This is a genomic window from Acinetobacter calcoaceticus, assembly GCF_016508255.1.
Taxonomy (GTDB): domain Bacteria; phylum Pseudomonadota; class Gammaproteobacteria; order Pseudomonadales; family Moraxellaceae; genus Acinetobacter; species Acinetobacter calcoaceticus_E.
In genome coordinates this window covers 240,111-259,951 of the sequence record NZ_JADVKT010000005.1, presented here as the reverse complement: position 1 = coordinate 259,951, position 19,841 = coordinate 240,111, and the positions used below count along the sequence as shown (strand labels likewise).

General features: G+C 38.6%; 15 protein-coding genes and 2 tRNA genes. 7 read left to right on the top strand and 10 right to left on the bottom strand.

The genetic code is table 11. The annotated features are described in order from the left end of the window. Positions 1 to 1,032 precede the first annotated feature (1,032 nt). Together I5515_RS12205 and I5515_RS12200 are read left to right on the top strand one after the other, a co-directional pair. Positions 1,033 to 1,350 carry a cupin domain-containing protein gene (locus I5515_RS12205; RefSeq protein WP_199967254.1) on the top strand — a complete coding sequence of 106 codons (318 nt, stop codon included), beginning with the start codon at positions 1,033 to 1,035 and terminating at the stop codon, positions 1,348 to 1,350. 4 nt (positions 1,351 to 1,354) lie between these two features. After that, positions 1,355 to 1,954 carry a TetR/AcrR family transcriptional regulator gene (locus I5515_RS12200; RefSeq protein ID WP_199967252.1) on the top strand — a complete coding sequence of 200 codons (600 nt, stop codon included), beginning with the start codon at positions 1,355 to 1,357 and terminating at the stop codon, positions 1,952 to 1,954. 333 nt (positions 1,955 to 2,287) lie between these two features. Here I5515_RS12200 and I5515_RS12195 read toward each other — a convergent pair. The 3 genes from I5515_RS12195 to I5515_RS12185 all read right to left on the bottom strand — a co-directional run bounded on the left by I5515_RS12195 (position 2,288) and on the right by I5515_RS12185 (position 4,959). Continuing rightward, positions 2,288 to 2,377: transfer RNA gene (locus tag I5515_RS12195), tRNA-Ser, on the bottom strand. Between the two features lie 86 nt (positions 2,378 to 2,463). Further along, positions 2,464 to 4,494, bottom strand: coding sequence for an NADPH-dependent 2,4-dienoyl-CoA reductase (locus I5515_RS12190; RefSeq protein ID WP_199967249.1), 2,031 nt, complete (start codon positions 4,492 to 4,494; stop codon positions 2,464 to 2,466). Between the two features lie 99 nt (positions 4,495 to 4,593). After that, a complete protein-coding gene (locus I5515_RS12185) occupies positions 4,594 to 4,959 on the bottom strand; it encodes a hypothetical protein (protein WP_199967247.1) in 366 nt (121 codons plus the stop codon). A gap of 227 nt (positions 4,960 to 5,186) precedes the next feature. Between I5515_RS12185 and argG the strand changes: the two genes are divergently transcribed. Next, entirely contained in the window at positions 5,187 to 6,530 is a 1,344-nt protein-coding gene (gene argG, locus I5515_RS12180) for an argininosuccinate synthase (RefSeq protein ID WP_199967245.1), read from the top strand. 61 nt (positions 6,531 to 6,591) lie between these two features. Here the strand turns inward: argG and I5515_RS12175 are convergent, their stop codons facing one another. Beyond that, a complete protein-coding gene (locus tag I5515_RS12175) occupies positions 6,592 to 7,854 on the bottom strand; it encodes a GGDEF domain-containing protein (RefSeq protein WP_199967242.1) in 1,263 nt (420 codons plus the stop codon). 149 nt (positions 7,855 to 8,003) lie between these two features. Between I5515_RS12175 and pyrC the strand changes: the two genes are divergently transcribed. The 3 genes from pyrC to I5515_RS12160 all read left to right on the top strand — a co-directional run bounded on the left by pyrC (position 8,004) and on the right by I5515_RS12160 (position 9,779). After that, positions 8,004 to 9,038 carry a dihydroorotase gene (gene pyrC, locus I5515_RS12170; RefSeq protein ID WP_199967240.1) on the top strand — a complete coding sequence of 345 codons (1,035 nt, stop codon included), beginning with the start codon at positions 8,004 to 8,006 and terminating at the stop codon, positions 9,036 to 9,038. Beyond that, a complete protein-coding gene (gene rnt, locus I5515_RS12165) occupies positions 9,023 to 9,685 on the top strand; it encodes a ribonuclease T (protein ID WP_199967238.1) in 663 nt (220 codons plus the stop codon). Before pyrC ends, rnt begins: the two co-directional genes overlap by 16 nt. An 18-nt stretch (positions 9,686 to 9,703) precedes the next feature. After that, positions 9,704 to 9,779 (top strand) — tRNA-Glu (locus I5515_RS12160). Positions 9,780 to 9,863: 84 nt separating this feature from the next. Here I5515_RS12160 and I5515_RS12155 read toward each other — a convergent pair. Then, the gene (locus tag I5515_RS12155; protein ID WP_199967236.1) at positions 9,864 to 10,451 is read right to left on the bottom strand and encodes a DUF2726 domain-containing protein; all 588 of its coding nucleotides are present in this window, start codon (positions 10,449 to 10,451) and stop codon (positions 9,864 to 9,866) included. A gap of 295 nt (positions 10,452 to 10,746) precedes the next feature. On the opposite strand from I5515_RS12155, the gene I5515_RS12150 reads away from it, so the two are divergent. Beyond that, positions 10,747 to 12,861 (top strand): TonB-dependent siderophore receptor, encoded by a 2,115-nt coding sequence (locus I5515_RS12150; protein WP_199967233.1) that lies wholly within the window; start codon positions 10,747 to 10,749, stop codon positions 12,859 to 12,861. A gap of 41 nt (positions 12,862 to 12,902) precedes the next feature. Here the strand turns inward: I5515_RS12150 and I5515_RS12145 are convergent, their stop codons facing one another. The 5 genes from I5515_RS12145 to I5515_RS12125 all read right to left on the bottom strand — a co-directional run bounded on the left by I5515_RS12145 (position 12,903) and on the right by I5515_RS12125 (position 19,831). Beyond that, on the bottom strand, positions 12,903 to 14,147 hold the full coding sequence (locus tag I5515_RS12145; RefSeq protein ID WP_199967231.1) for an NADH:flavin oxidoreductase/NADH oxidase family protein: 1,245 nt from the start codon (positions 14,145 to 14,147) through the stop codon (positions 12,903 to 12,905). Between the two features lie 184 nt (positions 14,148 to 14,331). Continuing rightward, positions 14,332 to 15,927 (bottom strand): ABC transporter ATP-binding protein, encoded by a 1,596-nt coding sequence (locus tag I5515_RS12140; RefSeq protein ID WP_199967229.1) that lies wholly within the window; start codon positions 15,925 to 15,927, stop codon positions 14,332 to 14,334. Beyond that, positions 15,902 to 16,912, bottom strand: a complete 1,011-nt coding sequence (locus I5515_RS12135) for an ABC transporter permease (protein ID WP_199967227.1) — start codon at positions 16,910 to 16,912, stop codon at positions 15,902 to 15,904. The genes I5515_RS12140 and I5515_RS12135 overlap by 26 nt, the downstream gene beginning before the upstream one ends. Continuing rightward, entirely contained in the window at positions 16,912 to 17,964 is a 1,053-nt protein-coding gene (locus I5515_RS12130) for an ABC transporter permease subunit (protein WP_199967225.1), read from the bottom strand. The genes I5515_RS12135 and I5515_RS12130 overlap by 1 nt, the downstream gene beginning before the upstream one ends. A gap of 31 nt (positions 17,965 to 17,995) precedes the next feature. Further along, on the bottom strand, positions 17,996 to 19,831 hold the full coding sequence (locus tag I5515_RS12125; protein WP_199967222.1) for an extracellular solute-binding protein: 1,836 nt from the start codon (positions 19,829 to 19,831) through the stop codon (positions 17,996 to 17,998). Positions 19,832 to 19,841 lie beyond the last annotated feature (10 nt).

The following is a 19,841-nucleotide window of genomic DNA, read 5'->3' as shown; positions in this document are numbered from 1 at the left end:
ATCTTGGATATAATATTGGTTCTAAGAACTTTTTAGGCCAATTGATAATAAAGCCTTTATAACCTTAAATATCAAATAAGCTTCTGCCTCATTTTTTAAAACTCCTGTAGTTTGTTCATATATTTCCACATTAAAACTTACTTACTAAATCATAATAAAAATGACAGCCACCTAAAATATATCGAAAAATATTTATTTATTAATTTTGAGAATTTTAAAATTCTACAATTATTCTTAAGATTTAAAATCTCCTATAATTTCCATGGTCATCAATCATCTAGAAAAAAAACTCGCCAGCTCCACCTACACTTTGCTTAATGCTATAAGTAAGAGCTAATCTATAAAAGACATTAATCAGATTTTTGATCAAGATTACTTATATCTTTTATAGTTCAAATTTTTAATAAATAAGGTGCAGTTAAAACCTCTAGATGATTTAAAATTTAAAATAAATATAACATTTGAGGTTTATCCATTGCATTGGCAAATTTATGCAGATTATATCTTTCGAAAAAAATAAAAATCCATCTAATTTTTATCCATCCTTTAATAATAAAGAAAAATCACTATATAAATATTTTTAAATTTATATGAATAGTACTGACTATAAAGCCACAGAATTATTAATTAAAATTTAAATATGCCACTCACTAAAAAAATAGTAAAAACAGTTATTCACAATACTAATTATAATATTATTAAGGATAATAAATTACTCTTGCGACAATATTTATATTTAGGAGCATTAAAAAATATCGTATTAGGTTTAATTGTTCTAAACAATTTAATAAATGAGTCCTAAATGACTGCCGATTTCATACCGATGCTTGATACGCTCCGAATTACCACGGCGACCTACAACATTTGATAAATCAGACAAATCAATACGATTGCACAGTTAGATAAACTGACCATTGCTGCCAAATACAATCATAAATTCTCGATCTTCCACACTAAAAATTCATCTCACATTGACATCCTAACAAACGTTAGTTAGATTAACTCAAATTCAATGATCTAAGTAATTACATAATGATTTTGGTTCAACAAAAAGATCGTATTTGGTCTGAAAGTGGTATCCCCGGAGTTCAAACTTGTCCAACTTGGGCTAGTAAGAATGGTGATGGAAGCTATTTGGCAAAATTTCAGGCGGGAGCGAGTTTTCCTAAACACACTCATATTGGATGGGAGCAAATCATTGTTCTGGAAGGTGTGATCCGCTTCAATAGTGTCGAAATGCAGACTGGAGATGTATTGCAAGTTCAGGGTACCGATGAACATGAGGCATTTGCACTAGAGGATACTCTCCTATTCGTTACACATCATGGCGGCATTGAACTGACGGACTAATATTATGGTATCCACTAAGAAGACCCATCCACAACTGACGCGGGAAAAAATACTGGGTGCCGCAATACACCTATTTCAAAGACATGGATTCAGTGGACTTGGCATGCGACAAATCGCTGATTGTTTGCAGATCAAGGCACCCAGTCTCTACTATCATTTTGAGTCTAAAGATGATTTGGCACGAGGCGCTCTTCAGCAGTACCGAGAAGAACAAGCCTCTCAATTGCGCGAAATTGAAAAACTGGATGGACTAACCGAAAAACTGCATGCGTACTCCGAACTTTTCGCAGAGATGCTGAACGATCAAAACCGCCTATGCCTGTATTTGGTGATGGTTCGGGAAGCTTCCTTCCAACAAGAGCCATGTCTAAGTGAACTGCGACTGTTCGCCAAACAAAATATTGATTGGCTGGAGGATATTTTTTACAAAGCAAAAAAAGATTTACCTCAAAGCATCGGGTCCGAGCGAAATATGGCGGAAATCGTATTTGCTTCTCTAGAAGGCATCATGGCGACCTCTCTAATTGATGAAAATCCATGTGAATCCTTCCGCTCAAGAACTAGATCCCTTATCAACATTACGTTGTTCACAACGACTCAATAAGAAAAATAGGCTCCCACGGTTCTAGAACACGCATTTTAATCATTACTGGTTAGATGCTCGGATCTTGACGGCGAGGGCCTGTAATTAAGATCTTATGCGGTAGCAGACAGTAGTTATCGCGTTCTTGCTAATGATCGTAGCAAATATGATGGCCGGAAAGTTTACTCGCTGCCTAGACATACCACATATCATGGCCCTTGGACGTGCATTCACAGGAACTGGTTATCTGTTAATAATGCTGATCAGCTCCAGCATATTGATCGTACCAATTGAGTTGAGTGGTAAATAGCAGATATAAAAAAAGCCCCTGCTTTCACAGGGGCTTTTCGAATTTGGCGGAAGCGGTGAGATTCGAACTCACGGAGGACTCACACCCTCGTCGGTTTTCAAGACCGGTGCATTAAACCGCTCTGCCACGCTTCCATGTGCGTAAGAATACAAAGCTTATTCATTTTATTCAAGAAAAAAATCATCGCTTTGTGTTCAAGTGCGTATTGTTTCATCAACTATTACAATTGAGCAGCTAATTCTGCTCCTTCTTTAATCGCACGTTTCGCATCTAACTCTGCTGCGAGCTTTGCACCACCAATAATATGGTAGTTCGCTAAAGTCGACTCACCTTCTTTTGGCATCAAGTCTTTTACCGATTCTTGACCTGCACACACTACAACCGTGTCTACACGTAAAAGCTGGTCTTGACCATTATGCTCAATCCAAAGCCCTTCATCGGTGACCGCTTTATATTGCACACCACGAAGCATCTGTACGCCGTGTTTTTTAAGCTGTGCACGATGTACCCAACCCGAAGTCTTACCAAGACCAATGCCCAATGGTGTGGTTTTACGTTGCAATAAATAAATCTGACGAACTGGAGGCTCAACCTGGGCAGGTTGCATGCCGCCTTCAGAAATATAGTTCGGATCAGGGTCTACACCCCACTCACGTTGCCACTCGGCTAAAGGTTGAGGTTGTGGTTGATGTGGCGGTTTAAGTAAAAACTCCGAGACATCGAATCCAATGCCACCTGCACCAACGACAGCAACTCTTTGTCCAACTTCTGCACCTTTTAACACTTCCGCATAGGAAAGGACTTGTGGTGCATTGCTTCCTTCAATTTTTAATGCACGAGGGATTACACCAGTTGCAACAATTACTTCATCAAAACCTTCGCGTTCAAGCTGCTCACGATTCACGCGAGTATTTAAACGTACATCCACCCCTGTTTTTTCGAGTTGGACTTTAAAATATCGAATAGTTTCATGAAACTCTTCTTTACCCGGTACAACCTTGGCAAAGTTGAATTGACCACCCACATCAGTGCTTGCTTCAAACAAAGTGACTGCATGACCACGGCTTGCTGCAACAGTTGCTGCTGACATTCCTGCTACGCCACCACCAACTACCGCAATGCGTTTAGGCTGCTTGGTTTTTAAATAAACCAGTTCAGTTTCATGACCTGCACGTGGGTTAACTAAACACGACACACGCTGATTTTTAAAAGCGTGGTCTAAACACGCTTGGTTACAGGCAATACAAGTATTAATTTCATCAACACGATTGGTAGCAGTCTTGTTTACCCAAAAAGCATCGGCCAATAATGGACGAGCCATTTGAACCATATCCGCTTTCCCTGCTGCCAAAATTTCTTCAGCAGTTTCAGGCATGTTAATACGGTTTGACGCAATAATTGGAATTGAAATATGTTGTTTTACATGCGCAGTATAATCAACAAAAGCTGCACGAGGCACAGACGTTACAATGGTCGGTACACGTGCTTCATGCCAACCAATGCCTGTATTTAATAAAGTTACACCCGCTTTTTCTAAAGCCTTCGCAACAGTAACCACTTCTTGCATGGTATTACCGTCATGAACCAAATCGAGCAATGACAAGCGGAAACAAATAATAAATTTCTCACCGACTTTGGCACGAATAGCTTTTACGACTTCAACTGGAAAACGCATACGGTTTTCAATTTCACCACCCCAACGGTCGGTACGACGGTTCACATGGCTACTTAAAAACTGATTAATTAAATAACCTTCCGAGCCCATAATCTCGACACCGTCATAGCCCGCTTTTTTGGCAATGTCAGCACAATGTGCATAGTCGTCAATCGTACTTAAAATATTTTTGTCAGATAGCTCGCGTGGTTTAAATGGTGAAATTGGCGATTTGATCGGACTAGAAGACACTACAAAAGGTTGATACCCATAACGACCGGCATGCAAAATCTGCATTAAAATTTTTGAACCATGTTTATGTACCGCATGGGTAACTAAACGGTGCTGTGGAATATCGCTTAAACCATTCATGGTTCCACCGACCGGTAATAGCCAGCCTTGACGGTTCGGAGAAATACCCCCTGTAACAATCAAGCCAACGCCACCTTTTGCACGCTCTTCAAAATAAGCTGCCAGTTTTGGATAGTTATAAAAACGGTCTTCTAACCCCGTATGCATGGATCCCATCACCACACGGTTTTTAATGGTGGTAAAGCCTAAATGTAATGGTTTTAATAAATTGGCGTAACTTGTCATGCTGCGTCCCAATAGTTTTTTGCAACTTGTTGCATAGTACTTTAATACTTTTTTGAATTGTTATGATGACCAGACGTATTTTTTTACGTGTTGAAATTGTCAATTATTCGAACTTGTGTCAGCTTTTTGATTTTCAATGGGTAATTGAAACGTTGAATTTTTTTCCCATTTAAATAAAGAGAAAAATAACATCACTGCTGCAATAGTAGTTCCTATAGGAAACATATTAAGCAATAAAAGAGATAACACAATTGAGCCAATACGGCTGCTTATAGTTCCAGTTTTAACACTTCTAGCGCATAGGAATTGAATAACGATTGATACGATAAGCCCTAAAAGACTACCAATAAAGTATTTGGGCATGTGCACGAATATATTATAAATCGCATAAACAAGATCTGAAATTAAAATAAACGCTGCAACACGATGCAATGTCGATAGAGTGTGATTTTTATCTACTAACACTTATTTTTATTCCCCATATACTTTTAATTAAATGTTTATGTTTATGTTTATGTTTATCGAAAAACTTTATATTTTTCCGATGTTAATCTATTTTTTAAATGGAAAAAAGATAATTCCGTCTTTAACAGAAAAAAAATCGATTTGAAAAGTGATATAGTACTGAGCGAATAAATTCTCTTGGCCACCGAAGTATTAGGGTGCCTATTTCGAAATAGTTAGGACTAGCAATGACTGATAATGCAACGATCTTGCAGCATGTACCAGTAGGCAAAAAAGTTGGGATTGCCTTCTCTGGAGGCTTAGACACTTCAGCTGCTTTATTGTGGATGAAACAAAAAGGTGCAGAGCCTTATGCATATACTGCAAACTTAGGCCAGCCTGATGAAGATGACTACGATGCGATTCCAAAAAAAGCAGAACAATACGGCGCTGTAAAAGCTCGCTTAATTGACTGCCGCTTACAGCTTGCGCTTGAAGGTATTGCTGCAATTCAGTGTGGTGCATTCCATATCAGTACAGGTGGTGTTCCTTATTTCAATACGACTCCACTCGGTCGTGCAGTAACAGGTACCATGTTAGTTACTGCAATGAAAGAAGATGACGTAAACATCTGGGGTGACGGTTCAACTTATAAAGGTAACGATATTGAACGTTTCTATCGTTATGGTTTGTTGACTAACCCAAATCTTAAAATTTATAAGCCATGGTTAGATCAGAACTTCATCGACGAACTCGGTGGCCGTGCAGAAATGTCACAGTTCCTGATCGACAATGGTTTTGACTACAAAATGTCAAAAGAAAAAGCGTACTCAACTGACTCAAACATGTTAGGCGCAACTCACGAAGCAAAAGATCTTGAATACCTAAACGCTGGTATCAAAATCGTTGACCCAATTATGGGCGTTGCTTTCTGGAAAGATGATGTTCAAATCAAGCCAGAAGAAGTAACTGTACGTTTTGAAGAAGGTGTACCTGTTGCATTAAACGGCCAAACTTTTGACAATCCGGTTGAGCTTATTCTTGAAGCAAACCGTATTGGTGGTCGTCATGGTTTAGGTATGTCTGACCAAATCGAAAACCGTATTATCGAAGCTAAATCTCGCGGTATTTATGAAGCACCGGGTATGGCCCTTCTTCATATTGCTTACGAACGTTTAGTTACTGGTATTCATAACGAAGATACGATCGAACAATACCGCATTAACGGTTTACGTTTAGGTCGTTTGCTTTACCAAGGTCGCTGGTTCGACTCTCAAGCACTTATGTTGCGTGAAACTGCGCAGCGTTGGGTTGCGAAAGCGGTTACTGGTGAAGTGACTCTAGAGCTTCGTCGTGGTAATGACTACACGATCATGAACACTGAATCTCCAAACTTAACGTACGAAGCTGAACGTTTAACAATGGAAAAAGGCGATTCAATGTTCTCGCCTATGGACCGTATTGGTCAGTTGACTATGCGTAACCTAGACATTACCGATACACGTGCAAAACTTGGTATCTATACAGATGCTGGTTTACTTTCAATCGGTCAAGGTTCTGCTATTCCTCAATTAGACAGTAAGAAAAAATAATTTTCTTATAGCGTCAAAAAAGGCCACCTATTAAGGTGGCCTTTTTATTTTTAAAATTCATTCAGGCAATTTCAGATAATTGTAAAGGTTGATAATAAATTTGATTGCGACCAAGCTCCTTTGCCCGATATAAAGCTTGATCTGCGGCGTGAATTAACTTCTCCTGATTTACTTTCAAGTCCTCTGTATAAACAGTAAAACCTAAACTAATCGTTACATGCCCAGAAACTAAAGATGCAGCATGAGGAATAGCCTGCGCCTCAATGGCTTTGCAAATATTTGCAGCCACCGCATACGCTCCCTGAGCGGGTGTTTTAGGTAAGAGCACGACAAACTCTTCGCCGCCATATCGTGCAACAAAATCAACATGGCGAATTGAGTTTTTAATCACAGAGGCAATGGTCGAAATGACCTTATCCCCCATCTGGTGCCCATAAAAATCATTATACTTTTTAAAAAAATCAATATCTATAAACAAAACCGCCAAAGGCCGTTGTTCTTGTTTTGCCCGATAATAAAAAAAGTCAAACATCTCATCGAAAGTACGTCTATTAGAGATTTTAGTCAGCGCATCTTGCTGACTTAAATGAAGCAATTCCGAAGCTTCAATACGTAGGATCTGTTCGTTCAGTTCTGCAAGCTGATTATTTAAAAAGAGACTTCTTTCCCTAGATGAGAGCATGGTACTAATTGAAAACCCTAAAATACAACTGCCAAATAACGCCCTTCCCAAAGCAATATAATCACAATTCACATGTAAAAAAAGCAACAGTGAAAATACGCAAATGGCAGCTCCCAAGCCCACATAGAGCATATGCAAAGGCTTTATGCCGCTCAAAATAAAACCAAGCATATATAAAAAAGAAAGCAACAACATCGACTGATTTTTAAGTGCAACATTTCCTACGCTAAGCAGGAGCATTGCATTAAAAATAATGGTTAAAAAAACAATACCGCATGCTGCAATATAAAAATATTTAGTGAGTTTCTTAAACTTTGCAAAAACCCAAAATAGCAACAATGCACAAGCAATATTAATGGCGCTGAGGATGCAATAAATAAAATCCCAAGTAATGTAAGATACCCCAATAACTAAATAGTCTGTAGGTAGAGCCAGCAAAATAAAGATGAGATAGGTTAAGACACCGCTTGCTAAAAACTTTGAGATATTTTGCTTAGTACGTTCAAGATTTAAATGCCAGAATTTTTGTTCTAATTGATCTGGCAGTGGTGTATTAGCATAACGGTGAGTATGTAACGTTACTAAATATTCTATTTCTTCTTTTAATTTGAGTAATTGATGTACATTTCCCCTATTTGCCACTACCCGATTCCTACATACTACATATTAACAAAATATAACATTATTTTTTAATGCCCTATTGGCTTTATTTTGCCATTTGTCCGTAATTCTCGTTACCATTTTCACACTTTATCGATTATCATTTGTTTTATTTCGAAGTTTGAACTGCCTTGGACTCTATTACCCTGCTCCAGCCAGATGATTGGCATGCACATTTACGTGATGGTTTAGCATTAAAACGTACCGTACCTGATTTGGCTAAACAATTTGCCCGCGCGATTTGTATGCCGAACCTTGTTCCGCCTGTTAAGACGGTGGAAGAAGCCTTAGCTTACCGCGAACGTATTCTTGCTCATGTTCCAGAAGGTCTCAATTTTGACCCACGTATGGTGCTTTATTTTACTGACTTCACTTCACCGGACGAAGTTCGTAAAATTAAAGAATCTGCGCATGTAAATGCAATTAAACTTTACCCAGCAGGTGCTACCACTAACTCCGATAACGGTGTAAGTGACATTCGTAAAGTTTATGCAGTGATTGAGCAATTAGAAGCACATCAAGTTCCATTATTACTTCATGGTGAAGTGACTCATAATCACGTCGATATTTTTGACCGTGAAAAACGTTTCTTAGATGAAGTTTTATCGCCGTTATTAAAACAATTTCCGAAACTTAAAGTCGTGCTTGAACACATTACGACAAGTGATGCTGCACACTTTGTTTTAGAACAAGACCGTAATGTGGCTGCAACAATCACACCACAACATTTATTATTTAACCGTAATGATATGTTAGTCGGTGGAGTTAAACCCCACTTTTACTGTCTACCAATTTTAAAACGTCAAACGCATCAGACAACTTTGCTTGAAGTTGCAACAAGCGGTAATCCTAAATTTTTCTTGGGTACAGACAGCGCACCTCACTCTCAAAATGCAAAAGAAAATGCGTGCGGCTGTGCAGGCTGTTATAGTGCACCTAATGCAATTGAACTTTATGCTCAAGCATTTGACCAAGTAGGTAAATTAGAACGCCTAGAAGGGTTTGCTAGCCACTTTGGTGCAGACTTCTACGGCCTACCACGTAATACTTCTACCATTACTTTGGTAAAAGAAGATAACCTCGTTCCAGAATCTTTTGATTATTTAGATGATCAAAAAATTATCCCGCTGCATGCCGGGAAAACGCTGCAATGGAGAAAAGTGTGACACAAGAAACCTCTGTCCCGGTCATTGGCCAACGTTTTCGTGGCTTCTTACCTGTTGTTGTTGACGTTGAAACGGCAGGTTTTAATGCCCAGACAGATGCATTGCTAGAAATCGCGTGCATTCCAATTGTGTATGATGCTCAGGGACAATTTGTCCCTGGTCCAGCATTTCATGCGCATATTAACCCGTTTGAAGGGGCTAACCTCGACCGCCGTTCGCTAGACTTTATTGGCATTGATCCATTCAATCCAATGCGTATTGCAATGGCTGAAGATGAACGGACTGCATTACGCCGTATTTTTAAATCGGTCAATGACGTTCGTAAACAGCAACATTGTACTCACGCAGTGCTGGTTGGTCATAATGCTCACTTTGATCTCGGTTTTGTTCAAGCAGCGATTGCACGTACAAGCACAAAAAACCAGAACCCATTTCATAGTTTTTCAGTCATGGACACTGTGACGTTAAGTGCTGTTATGTTCGGTCAAACTGTTCTTGCTAAAGCCTGTATTCAAGCTGGAATTGACTTCGATGGCAAAGAAGCACACTCCGCTTTATACGATACTCAGAAGACTGCTGAACTGTTTTGCTATATTTTGAACAAACTGTCTCCTTACCTACTTGACAGTTTGGTGGCGGCTTCTTAAGATACCGCCATCCTCAACGTCCCTATCGTCTAGAGGCCTAGGACATCGCCCTTTCACGGCGGTAACCGGGGTTCGAATCCCCGTAGGGACGCCATATTCTTTCTATAAAGAATCATTTCTTTAAATTATTTATCTCACTTCAAATTTCATCCATGAGATAAATTTTTTATTTTCAAAATCAAGGCTTCAACTTTACTTCATCAAAATGTTGAGTGAGTTGTACATTTGGATCATCTTTCTCAATAATTATTGCATCAGCAACTAACTTTGTTTTTGTTAAATCTGCCTCTATTGAAACTTGGCTTAATGATACTTTTGAAACATTGAAATCAGTATGTATTTGTACAAGGTCTGGTGTTCTTTTATAACGTACAACTCTAAAACCTGCTTCCCGAATTAAAGCATCTCGTTCTGCATCAATTTTTTCTTTCCCCTTATGGCTAGAATCATCTAACTCAACAATAGCAACAATATTAAATGCCCTATCTAACACAACAAAATCAGCAACTTTGCGATTAAACAAATTACGTGTCGCATATCCTTGTGCTGTCATAAAAGCACTAAAAGCAACTTGTGCCAAAATAATATGTTCAGGCAAAGCTTCTCTTAGCTTTATAAAAGTCGATTGTTCATTCATGGTAATGATACGTTTTCCCTTAATTGGGCTGCGTTTTCCATTCCTGTCTTTGCTTTCCCCTTTCTTTAAAATACTTAAAATTACCAATATAATTATGACCAACAAAACCATGCCGACAAGCATAGACATTAGACTTCCCCCTTGATAAAAATAAAAACCAACTGATCTTAAAAAAATACAATTTAAAAAAATTAGCTATAAAATATTTAATTGATTTTAAAGCTATTGTTTATGCATATAACGAACTATTTTAGACTGAAATTTAGAGTTATTTAAGGATTTATATTTTTAACTCTCAAAATTTATATTTCCTAATAAAATACACTTGTGCAAATTTATCACTGATTCTGTATTCCTTTTACACACAGTTACACTATAATAATTCTTATTTTCATACTGATATTTATTATCAACAAGGTTTTAAATGGATCTTAAGCTTCGTCTCCTCTCCCTCAGCATTGCTCAACTCTGTTGTATCTCAACTGCTTTTGCAGAAACAGATAACTCTTCAACGACTCTGGCAACTATTAAAATTAAAGCCCAACAGGCATCTGACCAAACCTATAAAGTCGATAATTCGAGTAGTGCAACACGCAGTGAAATTGCCTTAAAAGATACCCCTCAGTCGGTCAGTGTAGTAACCCAAAAAGCAATAGAAGATATTGGAGCAACCCGCTTAATTGAAGCGCTTGATTTAGCTGGGGGAGTTACTCGTGCTAATAACTTTGGAGGTCAAGGTTTAACGGGCTTTAACGTCCGTGGCTTTACCAGTGGCGAGTTTTATCGAAATGGATTCCCAATTAACCGTGGTTATCCAAATGCGCCAGATAGCAATACAATTGAACGCGTAGACGTTTTACGTGGTCCCTCTTCAAGCTTATATGGCCGTGGTGATCCTGGTGGTACTTTTAACTTAATTTCAAAAACACCAAAGTCTGAGCAACAAACAACTTTAGGTGCTCAGCTTAACAGTGAAGGTTTATACCGCACCACTGTAGACACTACAGGCACCATTCCAAATGCAGAAAATATCGGTTATCGCCTAAATGTAATTGCAGAAGGTGGTGATAGTTATCGTGACCATGTCGAATCCAAACGTTATGGAATTACGCCAGTCATTCAATGGCAAGCGACTGATGCAACTAAAGTCACTTTTGAAGCCGATATTTTACGAAATCAACATCCGCTTGACCGTGGGCATACGCGTTATCCTGCACAGAAGTCTTTTAATAGTTCACCAGAAACCTATTTATGGGAAACAGGTAAATACAGCAACCGACTCTACAATGATAACAATATGACTCAATTACGAGTTGAACATGACCTTGGTAATGACTGGAAGCTCAATGCTGGTGTGCAATATTTAAATGGCAAATTACATGGCTATGCAGTAGAAGCAAATGGTATTCAAAATGACGGAGAAACCCTAGGGCGTAATTACAACTACCGCGAATTAAAATGGCAAGATACCGATGCTCAAATTAACCTAACAGGTAAATTCCAGCTTTTAGGTTTAGCAAACACCTTAGTGACTGGGCTTGAATATGAAAACTATGATTACAAATCATACATCATCCGTTCAAGTGGAGATATCGGTAGTTATCCTATTAATATTTATGACCCTGTTTTAGGACAGCCTCTGCCTGAGCTTAACCGTGTGACGACACATGACCGTGAAAACTTAAAAACAACTGCCCTTTTTATACAAGACCAAGTCGATTTAAGTGAGCGTTTAAGCGCGTTATTAGGCTTACGTTTTGAACATTACGAACATGATTATAAAAACCTATTACCAAATACTTCGAACTGGAATACGAGTCACAATGCGTTTATTCCACGTTTAGGTTTAGTCTTTAAAGCCAACGATGACCTTTCAATCTATAGTAATGCTGCAAAATCTTTTAAGCCAAACACTGGTGCTAGCCGTAATGGAGAAGGGTTTGACCCTGAAGAAGGCTTAGCTTACGAGTTAGGCTTTAAATGGCAAGCAATCGATAATATGTTATCGATTGATTCCGCTATTTTTTACGCCAACAAGGAAAATGTTTTAACCCTAGATCCTGTTGATTCAGCCTATAAAGTGGCAGCAGGTAAAGTTCGTAGCCAAGGTGTTGAGCTAAATATTGCAGGACAAATTACGCCTGCTTGGAAAATTATTGGTGGATATGCCTATACAGATGCAGAAGTGACTAAAGACAATAGCCTGCAAAAAGGAACTGCTCTAGCCAACATTCCAAAGAATAGCTTTAACCTTTTAAATATTTATGAATTTCAGGATGGGCCTTTACAAGGCTTAGGTTTAGGTATCAATCAAAAATATATTGATAAGCGTGCAGGTCAAACAGCCAATAGTACCTACACTATGAAAGGCTATGCGGTTACAGACCTAGTTTCTTATTATCAGGCAACACCAAAACTTCGTCTTAACTTAGATGTGAAGAATATTTTTAACAAAGTTTATGATGAAAGTGCTTTTAATTTATATGCCTATCCGGGTGAATCACGTACGGTTCAATTGGGTATGAGCTATACGTTCTAAAATAAATGCTCCATTTCAACAGTTGAAATGGAGCATCAAATTTATGCTGACTTACGTGAATTCACACGCCCTTGAACAACAGCCTTAATATTGCCCTTGGCGTAATTTAAAAACACAATTAAAGGTGATAGTTTTGGATTTGGCTTTTTACCCTGCCCAATTGCTTTAAATTGTGCTGCGTACCAAATGATTTCCATAATCGCCATTTTATCGACAAAAGGTAAACCCGTTTTAATTGGTTTTACTGCGTAGCGAACATCTTGGCCTGCGATTAAACGGTCCGTTAAATCTGTTTCAACAGCAAGTGGACGAGCAATACCAATAAAGTCACATGCACCACTTGCCAGAGCAGCATTCATGCCTTCTACTGTACGGAATCCCCCTGTTACCATGAGTTTACATTTAACATGTTGGCGGATCTTTTCAGCAAAATCTAAGAAATAAGCTTCACGAGCAATGGTACTAGTTTTACGTTTATCAGCCTTAACACCTGCCATTGCTGGTGCTTCGTAAGAACCACCTGAAATTTCGATCAAATCAATACCAGCCTCATCGATAGCTTTAAATACTGAAATCACATCTTCTTCGCTAATACCACCACGCTGAAAATCGGCAGAATTGAGTTTAACCGAAATGATAAAGTTCTCTGAGGTTGCTTCACGTACCGCTTTATAAACTTCTAATAAGAAACGGGTACGGTTTTCAACGGAACCACCCCATTGGTCAGTCCGTTTGTTGGTTAATGGCGATAGAAACTGGCTAATTAAATATCCATGTGCGCCATGTAATTGCACCCCTTCAAAACCCGCTTTTTCGCAAACACGAGCCGCCGTCGCAAAGCGTTTAATAATATCCAGAATTTCTTCATGTGTAAGAGCACGTGGAGTACCAAACATAGTCGCTAAAGCAGGACTAAAAGCAACTGCCGAAGGTGCGACTGTTTCTTTATTTAGTCCTTTTGGGCACTGACGACCAGGGTGAGACAATTGAATCAGTTGTACCATTCCATATTGTTTACCGACCGCTGCCCATTTTTTTAAACGCTCTAAGTCACGCTCAGTTTCAATAACCACAACACCTGGTTCGTTTTTGGCTTCCACATTGACCATGACATTCCCTGTAATGGCACAGCCTAAACCACCTTTAGCCCATGCACCGTACAAGCCTAAATGTAAGTCATTTGGCTGACCTTCATAATTTGCAAGTGCCTCACTCATTGCACCTTTAATAATCCGGTTTTTAAATGTGATATTTCGAATTGTGATTGGTTGTGCAATCTGGCTCATGGTTAACCTCTTTTAATATTTTAGAGTAATTACTCTAATTTAGATGAGTTATAGGTCATGTCAAGGGAAAATCGATAACTGACAATAGCACATGTCAAATTTAAAAAGTATAAAAAACTGCAACTTTTTGCATTAAAAACTTTAATAATATTTATGCTCATAAAAAAATTTTTATTAAAATAAATTAAAGACTTACCGAAATTAATTGCTTGGTATATTCAGTTTTAGGGTCATTAAATAACTGCTCAGTGAGCTGATATTCCACAACTTTTGCATGCCGTAATACCATAACTTTATGGCAAAGTGATTTAACAATATTTAAATCATGACTAATAAAAATATAGCTTAACTGCTCGGTCTGTTGTAGGCGCTTTAATAACTGGATAATGGCTTTTTGTGTAGTCCGATCTAATGCGGAAGTAGGTTCATCTAAAATTAAAAGCTGAGGCTCAACCACCAATGCCCTTGCTAGAGCTACCCGTTGACGTTGCCCTCCCGAAAGCTCATGTGGGTAACGATGCTGAAAATCTATATTCAACTCAACCTTATCTAAAACAGATTTAAGGCGCTCTTGAGTTTGTACATCTGGTAGGACATTTACTTTTAAGCCTTCAGTAATAATCTGCCCCACTGTCATCCGCGGATTCAAACTACCAAATGGGTCTTGGAACACAATTTGGAAATTAGACCTTGCAGATCGTAAAACTTTTGAAGGTAATTGATTTAAATCTTGGCCTAAAAAAATAATCTGGCCTTCACTTTTAATGAGTCGGACCAACGCGAGGGCTAAAGACGATTTACCTGCACCGCTTTCCCCCACAATGCCAAGTGACTCACCTTGAGCTAGTTCTAAACTTAAATTCTCAATTGCCGTAATATATCCCTGAATACGGTTCAAAATCCCTTTCCTAATCGGGAATTTCACGCTGAGCTGATGAACGAATAAAATATTATTTTCTATTTCAAGCGGCGCTGCATTTCCAAAATCATGTTCTAATAATTGCTTGGTATAGGCTGTTTTAGGATGTGCAAAGATTTGTTTAAGGTCCCCTTGCTCAACAACACGCCCTTTTTGCAGCACTACAAGCTCATCGGCATATTGACGAACTACATTTAAGTCATGGCTAATTAAAATAAGAGCCATCCCATATTTCGCTTGTAAAGATTTTAATAGCTCTAAAATCTGAATCTGTAAAATGACATCAAGTGCCGTAGTAGGTTCATCGGCAATCAAAATTTTGGGTTGCAGTGCCAATGTCATCGCAATCATGACACGTTGCCGTTGGCCACCTGAAAGCTCATGAGGATAGCGCTTTAAAATCTTTTCAGGTTCACTAATTCCTACATCTGTTAGCAAAGCAACAACTTGCTGTCGAACTTCAATTTTTGAAAAACCTGATAAAACAAGGTTTTCTCCTACAATCTTTTCAACCCGATGCAATGGATTTAATACGGTAGCAGGCTCTTGAAAAATCATTGCGATTTGCCGACCACGAACAACAGATTGAGCTTTTTCATCCATTTCTAAAATATTTTTGGGACCAACAAAAACCTGTCCTATTAATTTTAAGTTTTCGGGTAATAGCCCCATCATAGCCAAACAGCTCATAGATTTACCCGAACCACTTTCCCCCACAATCGCGAGTGTTTCTCCAGCTGACAGTTCAAAATTAAGATCGTCTAATAAAATCTTTTGGTCTTGCGTTTGAATTGAAAGATTTTCCACCTTCAATAAAGTAGAAATCAGACTAGAATTATTTTCTTGGGTCAAATGCATCACGAGCTGCCTCCCCAATATAGATTAATAATGACAAAACAATAGCCAAGCTAAAAAAGCCTGAAAGTGCGAGCCACGGTGCATCTAGATTATTTTTACCCTGTAGCAATAACTCGCCTAAGGATGCGGCATCGGGTGGCAATCCATAGCCCAGAAAATCAAGAGCAGTTAAAGCGCTAATATTCGTTGTTAGAATAAATGGTAATTGTGACAAGCTTGAACTGATGGCATTTGGTAAAATATGCTTAAAAATAATAACGCGATCCGTTACCCCTAATGCTTGAGCCGCTCGAACATAGTCAAGTTGACGAGCTTTTAAAAACTCAGCTCTGACCATTCCAACTAGGAATGTCCAGCCAAAAAACAACATAATAAAAAATAGCCAATAGACATTCGGTACAAACATACTGACTAAAATCATCACCATAAATAGCATGGGCAAGCCATTCCAGACTTCAATCAAACGTTGTCCCAATAAATCTATCCAGCCACCGTAGTAACCTTGAATCGCTCCTACAATAATGCCGAATAAAGCAGAACAAAAGGTTAATGCCAAACCAAAAAGTAAAGATACTCTTAAGCCATAGAGAATACGGGCAAAAACATCTCGTCCCTGATCATCTGTTCCCAACCAGTTTTGCTTAGAGGGTGGCGATGGCACAGGAACGGCCAAATCTAAATTAGGAGTTTGGTAAGAAAAACGAATGAGTGGCCAGATCTCCCATCCTTTAGCATTAATCAACTCTTGCACTGCAGGGTCTTTATAGTCTGTTTCTGTTTCAAACACACCACCAAATGTGGTTTCAGGATAGGCCTTAACTACTGGCAAATAGTAAGAATCTTCATATTTCACCAATAACGGTTTATCGTTAGCAATTAATTCGGCTGCTAATGACAAAACCAAAATTAGACTAAATAAAATAAAACTGGCAAACCCCAACTTATGTTGCCGAAACCGCTGTAGTCTTGTTCGCGTAATCAGAGACATTATTTGCCTCCTTGCGCATCAAAATGAATACGTGGATCAATCCACTGGTACAGAACATCGCAAATCAAACGTAAAATTAGACTAAATAAAGTAAAGAAAAACAAAACCCCAAAAATAACAGGATAGTCCCGCTGGACAATTGCTTCAAAGCCCAACAACCCTACTCCATCGAGATGGAAAATAATTTCTACAAAAAGGTTCCCAACAAAAAAGATACCTGCCAAAGCCTCTGGCAGCCCCGCCAATACCACTAAAATGGCATTACGAAATACATGTTTATATAAGACCTGCTGGCTATTTAAACCTTTCGCATAGGCAGCCAATACATAAGGTTTATTTAATTCTTCTAAAAATGAATATTTAGTTAAGTACGTTAAACTCGCAAAACCGCCTAAAACCATGGTAATTAAGGGCAATGTCAGGTGCCATAAATAGTCTGTAATCTTGCCCACCAATCCAAGCTGGCTAAAATTATCTGACACAAGATTTTGCAAAGGAAACCAATGCAAATAAGAGCCACCTGCAAAAAAAACAACCAGCAATATCGCAAACACAAAACTTGGTACGGCATACCCCACCACAAGCAATAAAGAAGTGGTCTGATCAAACAAAGAGCCCTGTTGTCTTGCTTTTTTAATGCCCAGAGGAATAGAAAGTAAATAAATCAGAAAAGTGCTGACTAGTCCAAGTGAAATAGAAACAGGCATTTTTTCCCATAATAATTGTATAACTGGCTTATCTTTAAAAAAACTTTGCCCAAAATCTAAAGTTAAATAGCCTTTTAGCATTATAAGAAAACGCTCTGGTGCAGAACGGTCAAAGCCATAATGTGCCTTAATTTGCTCAACCATTTCAGGGCTTAAACCTTGTGCTCCCTGATAATAGGTTTCTGAACCTAATGCACGGCCAATTCCTACACCACTTTGTGCCTGATGGATTGCTTGTTCAACTGGCCCACCCGGTGCAATTTGCACAACCACAAAGTTAATCAATAAAATGACAAATAACGTCGGGATGATTAAAAGAAGTCGCTTGAGAATATATGAACCCATATAACAGGATTTCCTTTATGGCAGGTGCTTTTTATTGTTGATGTAAATATTTGGCAACTTTTTTGGCTTTATTTGCATCACTCCACCAGTAATCTATCCCAGAAGAAAGCAACGGTTTAACTTGAGGTTGTTGATACATATTCCAGTAAGCATACCAGTTTTCACCTTTACCATAGGTCGGAATTTGATAATATCCAGCTTTAAGCAATCGATCGAGAATACGAGTATAAATAATCTGTTGCTCACGATCTTTGCTTGCAACAAGTTTGGAAATGACTTGATCAATCACGGGATTTCGAATACCCGCATAATTATAATTCCCCTCTTGAGCGGCTGCCACACTCCCCCAAAACTGACTCTGTTCATTACCTGGATTAAGAGATTGCGGCAAGTTCATTGTGGTCATGTCAAAGTCATAACGGCGCGTACGTTCTAAATATTGTGGCGCATCGACTTGACGTAAATTGACCTGAATACCTAATTTTTTCAGGTTACGAACAAAAGGCATAAGCGTTCTTTGCTTGCCATCTTGCTGAATCAAAAATTCAAGCTGAACTTTTTTCCCTTCAGGTGTAAATAACTGCCCATCTTTAACGTTATAACCCGCTTGTATCAGTAACTGCCGTGCAATTAATAAATTCCGACGGTTAAATCCACTTGCATCCGACACTGGGTATTTCCAGTCTGCTAAAACACCCTTTTGCATCACTGGAGATAACTTGGGTAATAACGGTTTTAACAACTCCAATTCAAATTTTGAAGGTCGACCGGTTGCGGCTAATTCGCTATTTTCAAAATAACTTTGAAGGCGCTGATATTGGCCATAAAATAATGCTTTATTCTGCCATTCAAAGTCATAGGCATACGTAAGGGCTTGCCTTAGACGAATGTCATTTAAAGGCTTCCGTCTCGTGTTAAAAACATAACTTTCGGTTGCAATCGGATTATGGTGCCGAAATTTATATTGAGTGACTAAACCCGCTTTTACTGCCGGAAAGCGATAGTCCATTACCCATTTTTTAGGATTAGTCTCTTCATGTAAGGTATATTGCCCTGATTTAAACCCTTCAAAAGCAATATCCCAATTTCGATAATAGACATATTTCAATCTGTCGAAATTATAGCGCCCCTTATTAATAGGCAAATCTTTTGCCCAATAATTTGGATTTCGTTTATAGCTAATACTTCTACCCGCATCAACTCGTTCAACTACATAAGGTCCCGAGCCAACAATAGGTTGCAAAGTAATTCGGGTAAAATCCTTTTTTTGCCAGTCTGTTTTTGAGTAAATGGGCAAGGTCGCCAAAATAAATGGCATTTTAGGATTATGAGCAGACTTAAAACTAAACTTTACTTGATGTGGGTTTATCACTTCCGTTTTTGCCAAATCAGCAAGGTACATTTGTAGCCCTAAATTTGATTTTGTCTGATAGGCATCAAAACTAAATTTAACATCTGCCGCGGTTAAAGGCTGCCCATTACTAAAACGAGCCTTAGGGTTTAAATAGAAAGTTACTGACTGAGTTTTGTCCGGATCATAACTCACTTTCTCTGCCAAAAGAGGATATAAAACCCCGACCTCATCTAGCGATTGGGTCATTAAAGAATCAAAAAGATAATTAACACCTTCTGTGGCATTCCCTTTGCCATTCATACTATTGAGGTTATCAAAAGTTCCTTGGGCCGCCTGACTTAACAAACCACCTTTAGGCGCATTAGGGTTTGCATATGGCATCGCCATCATTCCCAAATATTTGGGTTTGGAATGAATCGCAATGTATGAGGTGGTTTGCTGCGCTGAAAAGACAACATGAGAAACGACACTGAGCCCGACTAGCAGGCTCAGTTGAAAATATAATTTATGCATAAGTTGCTAA

Coding starts and splice junctions, on each gene's coding strand:
- I5515_RS12205 (WP_199967254.1), top strand. CDS start 1,033: ATGATTTTGGTTCAACAAAAAGATCGTATTTGGTCTGAAAGTGGTATC.
- I5515_RS12200 (WP_199967252.1), top strand. CDS start 1,355: ATGGTATCCACTAAGAAGACCCATCCACAACTGACGCGGGAAAAAATA.
- I5515_RS12190 (WP_199967249.1), bottom strand. CDS start 4,494: ATGACAAGTTACGCCAATTTATTAAAACCATTACATTTAGGCTTTACC.
- argG (WP_199967245.1), top strand. CDS start 5,187: ATGACTGATAATGCAACGATCTTGCAGCATGTACCAGTAGGCAAAAAA.
- rnt (WP_199967238.1), top strand. CDS start 9,023: ATGGAGAAAAGTGTGACACAAGAAACCTCTGTCCCGGTCATTGGCCAA.
- I5515_RS12155 (WP_199967236.1), bottom strand. CDS start 10,451: ATGTCTATGCTTGTCGGCATGGTTTTGTTGGTCATAATTATATTGGTA.
- I5515_RS12150 (WP_199967233.1), top strand. CDS start 10,747: ATGGATCTTAAGCTTCGTCTCCTCTCCCTCAGCATTGCTCAACTCTGT.
- I5515_RS12145 (WP_199967231.1), bottom strand. CDS start 14,147: ATGAGCCAGATTGCACAACCAATCACAATTCGAAATATCACATTTAAA.
- I5515_RS12135 (WP_199967227.1), bottom strand. CDS start 16,912: ATGTCTCTGATTACGCGAACAAGACTACAGCGGTTTCGGCAACATAAG.
- I5515_RS12130 (WP_199967225.1), bottom strand. CDS start 17,964: ATGGGTTCATATATTCTCAAGCGACTTCTTTTAATCATCCCGACGTTA.
- I5515_RS12125 (WP_199967222.1), bottom strand. CDS start 19,831: ATGCATAAATTATATTTTCAACTGAGCCTGCTAGTCGGGCTCAGTGTC.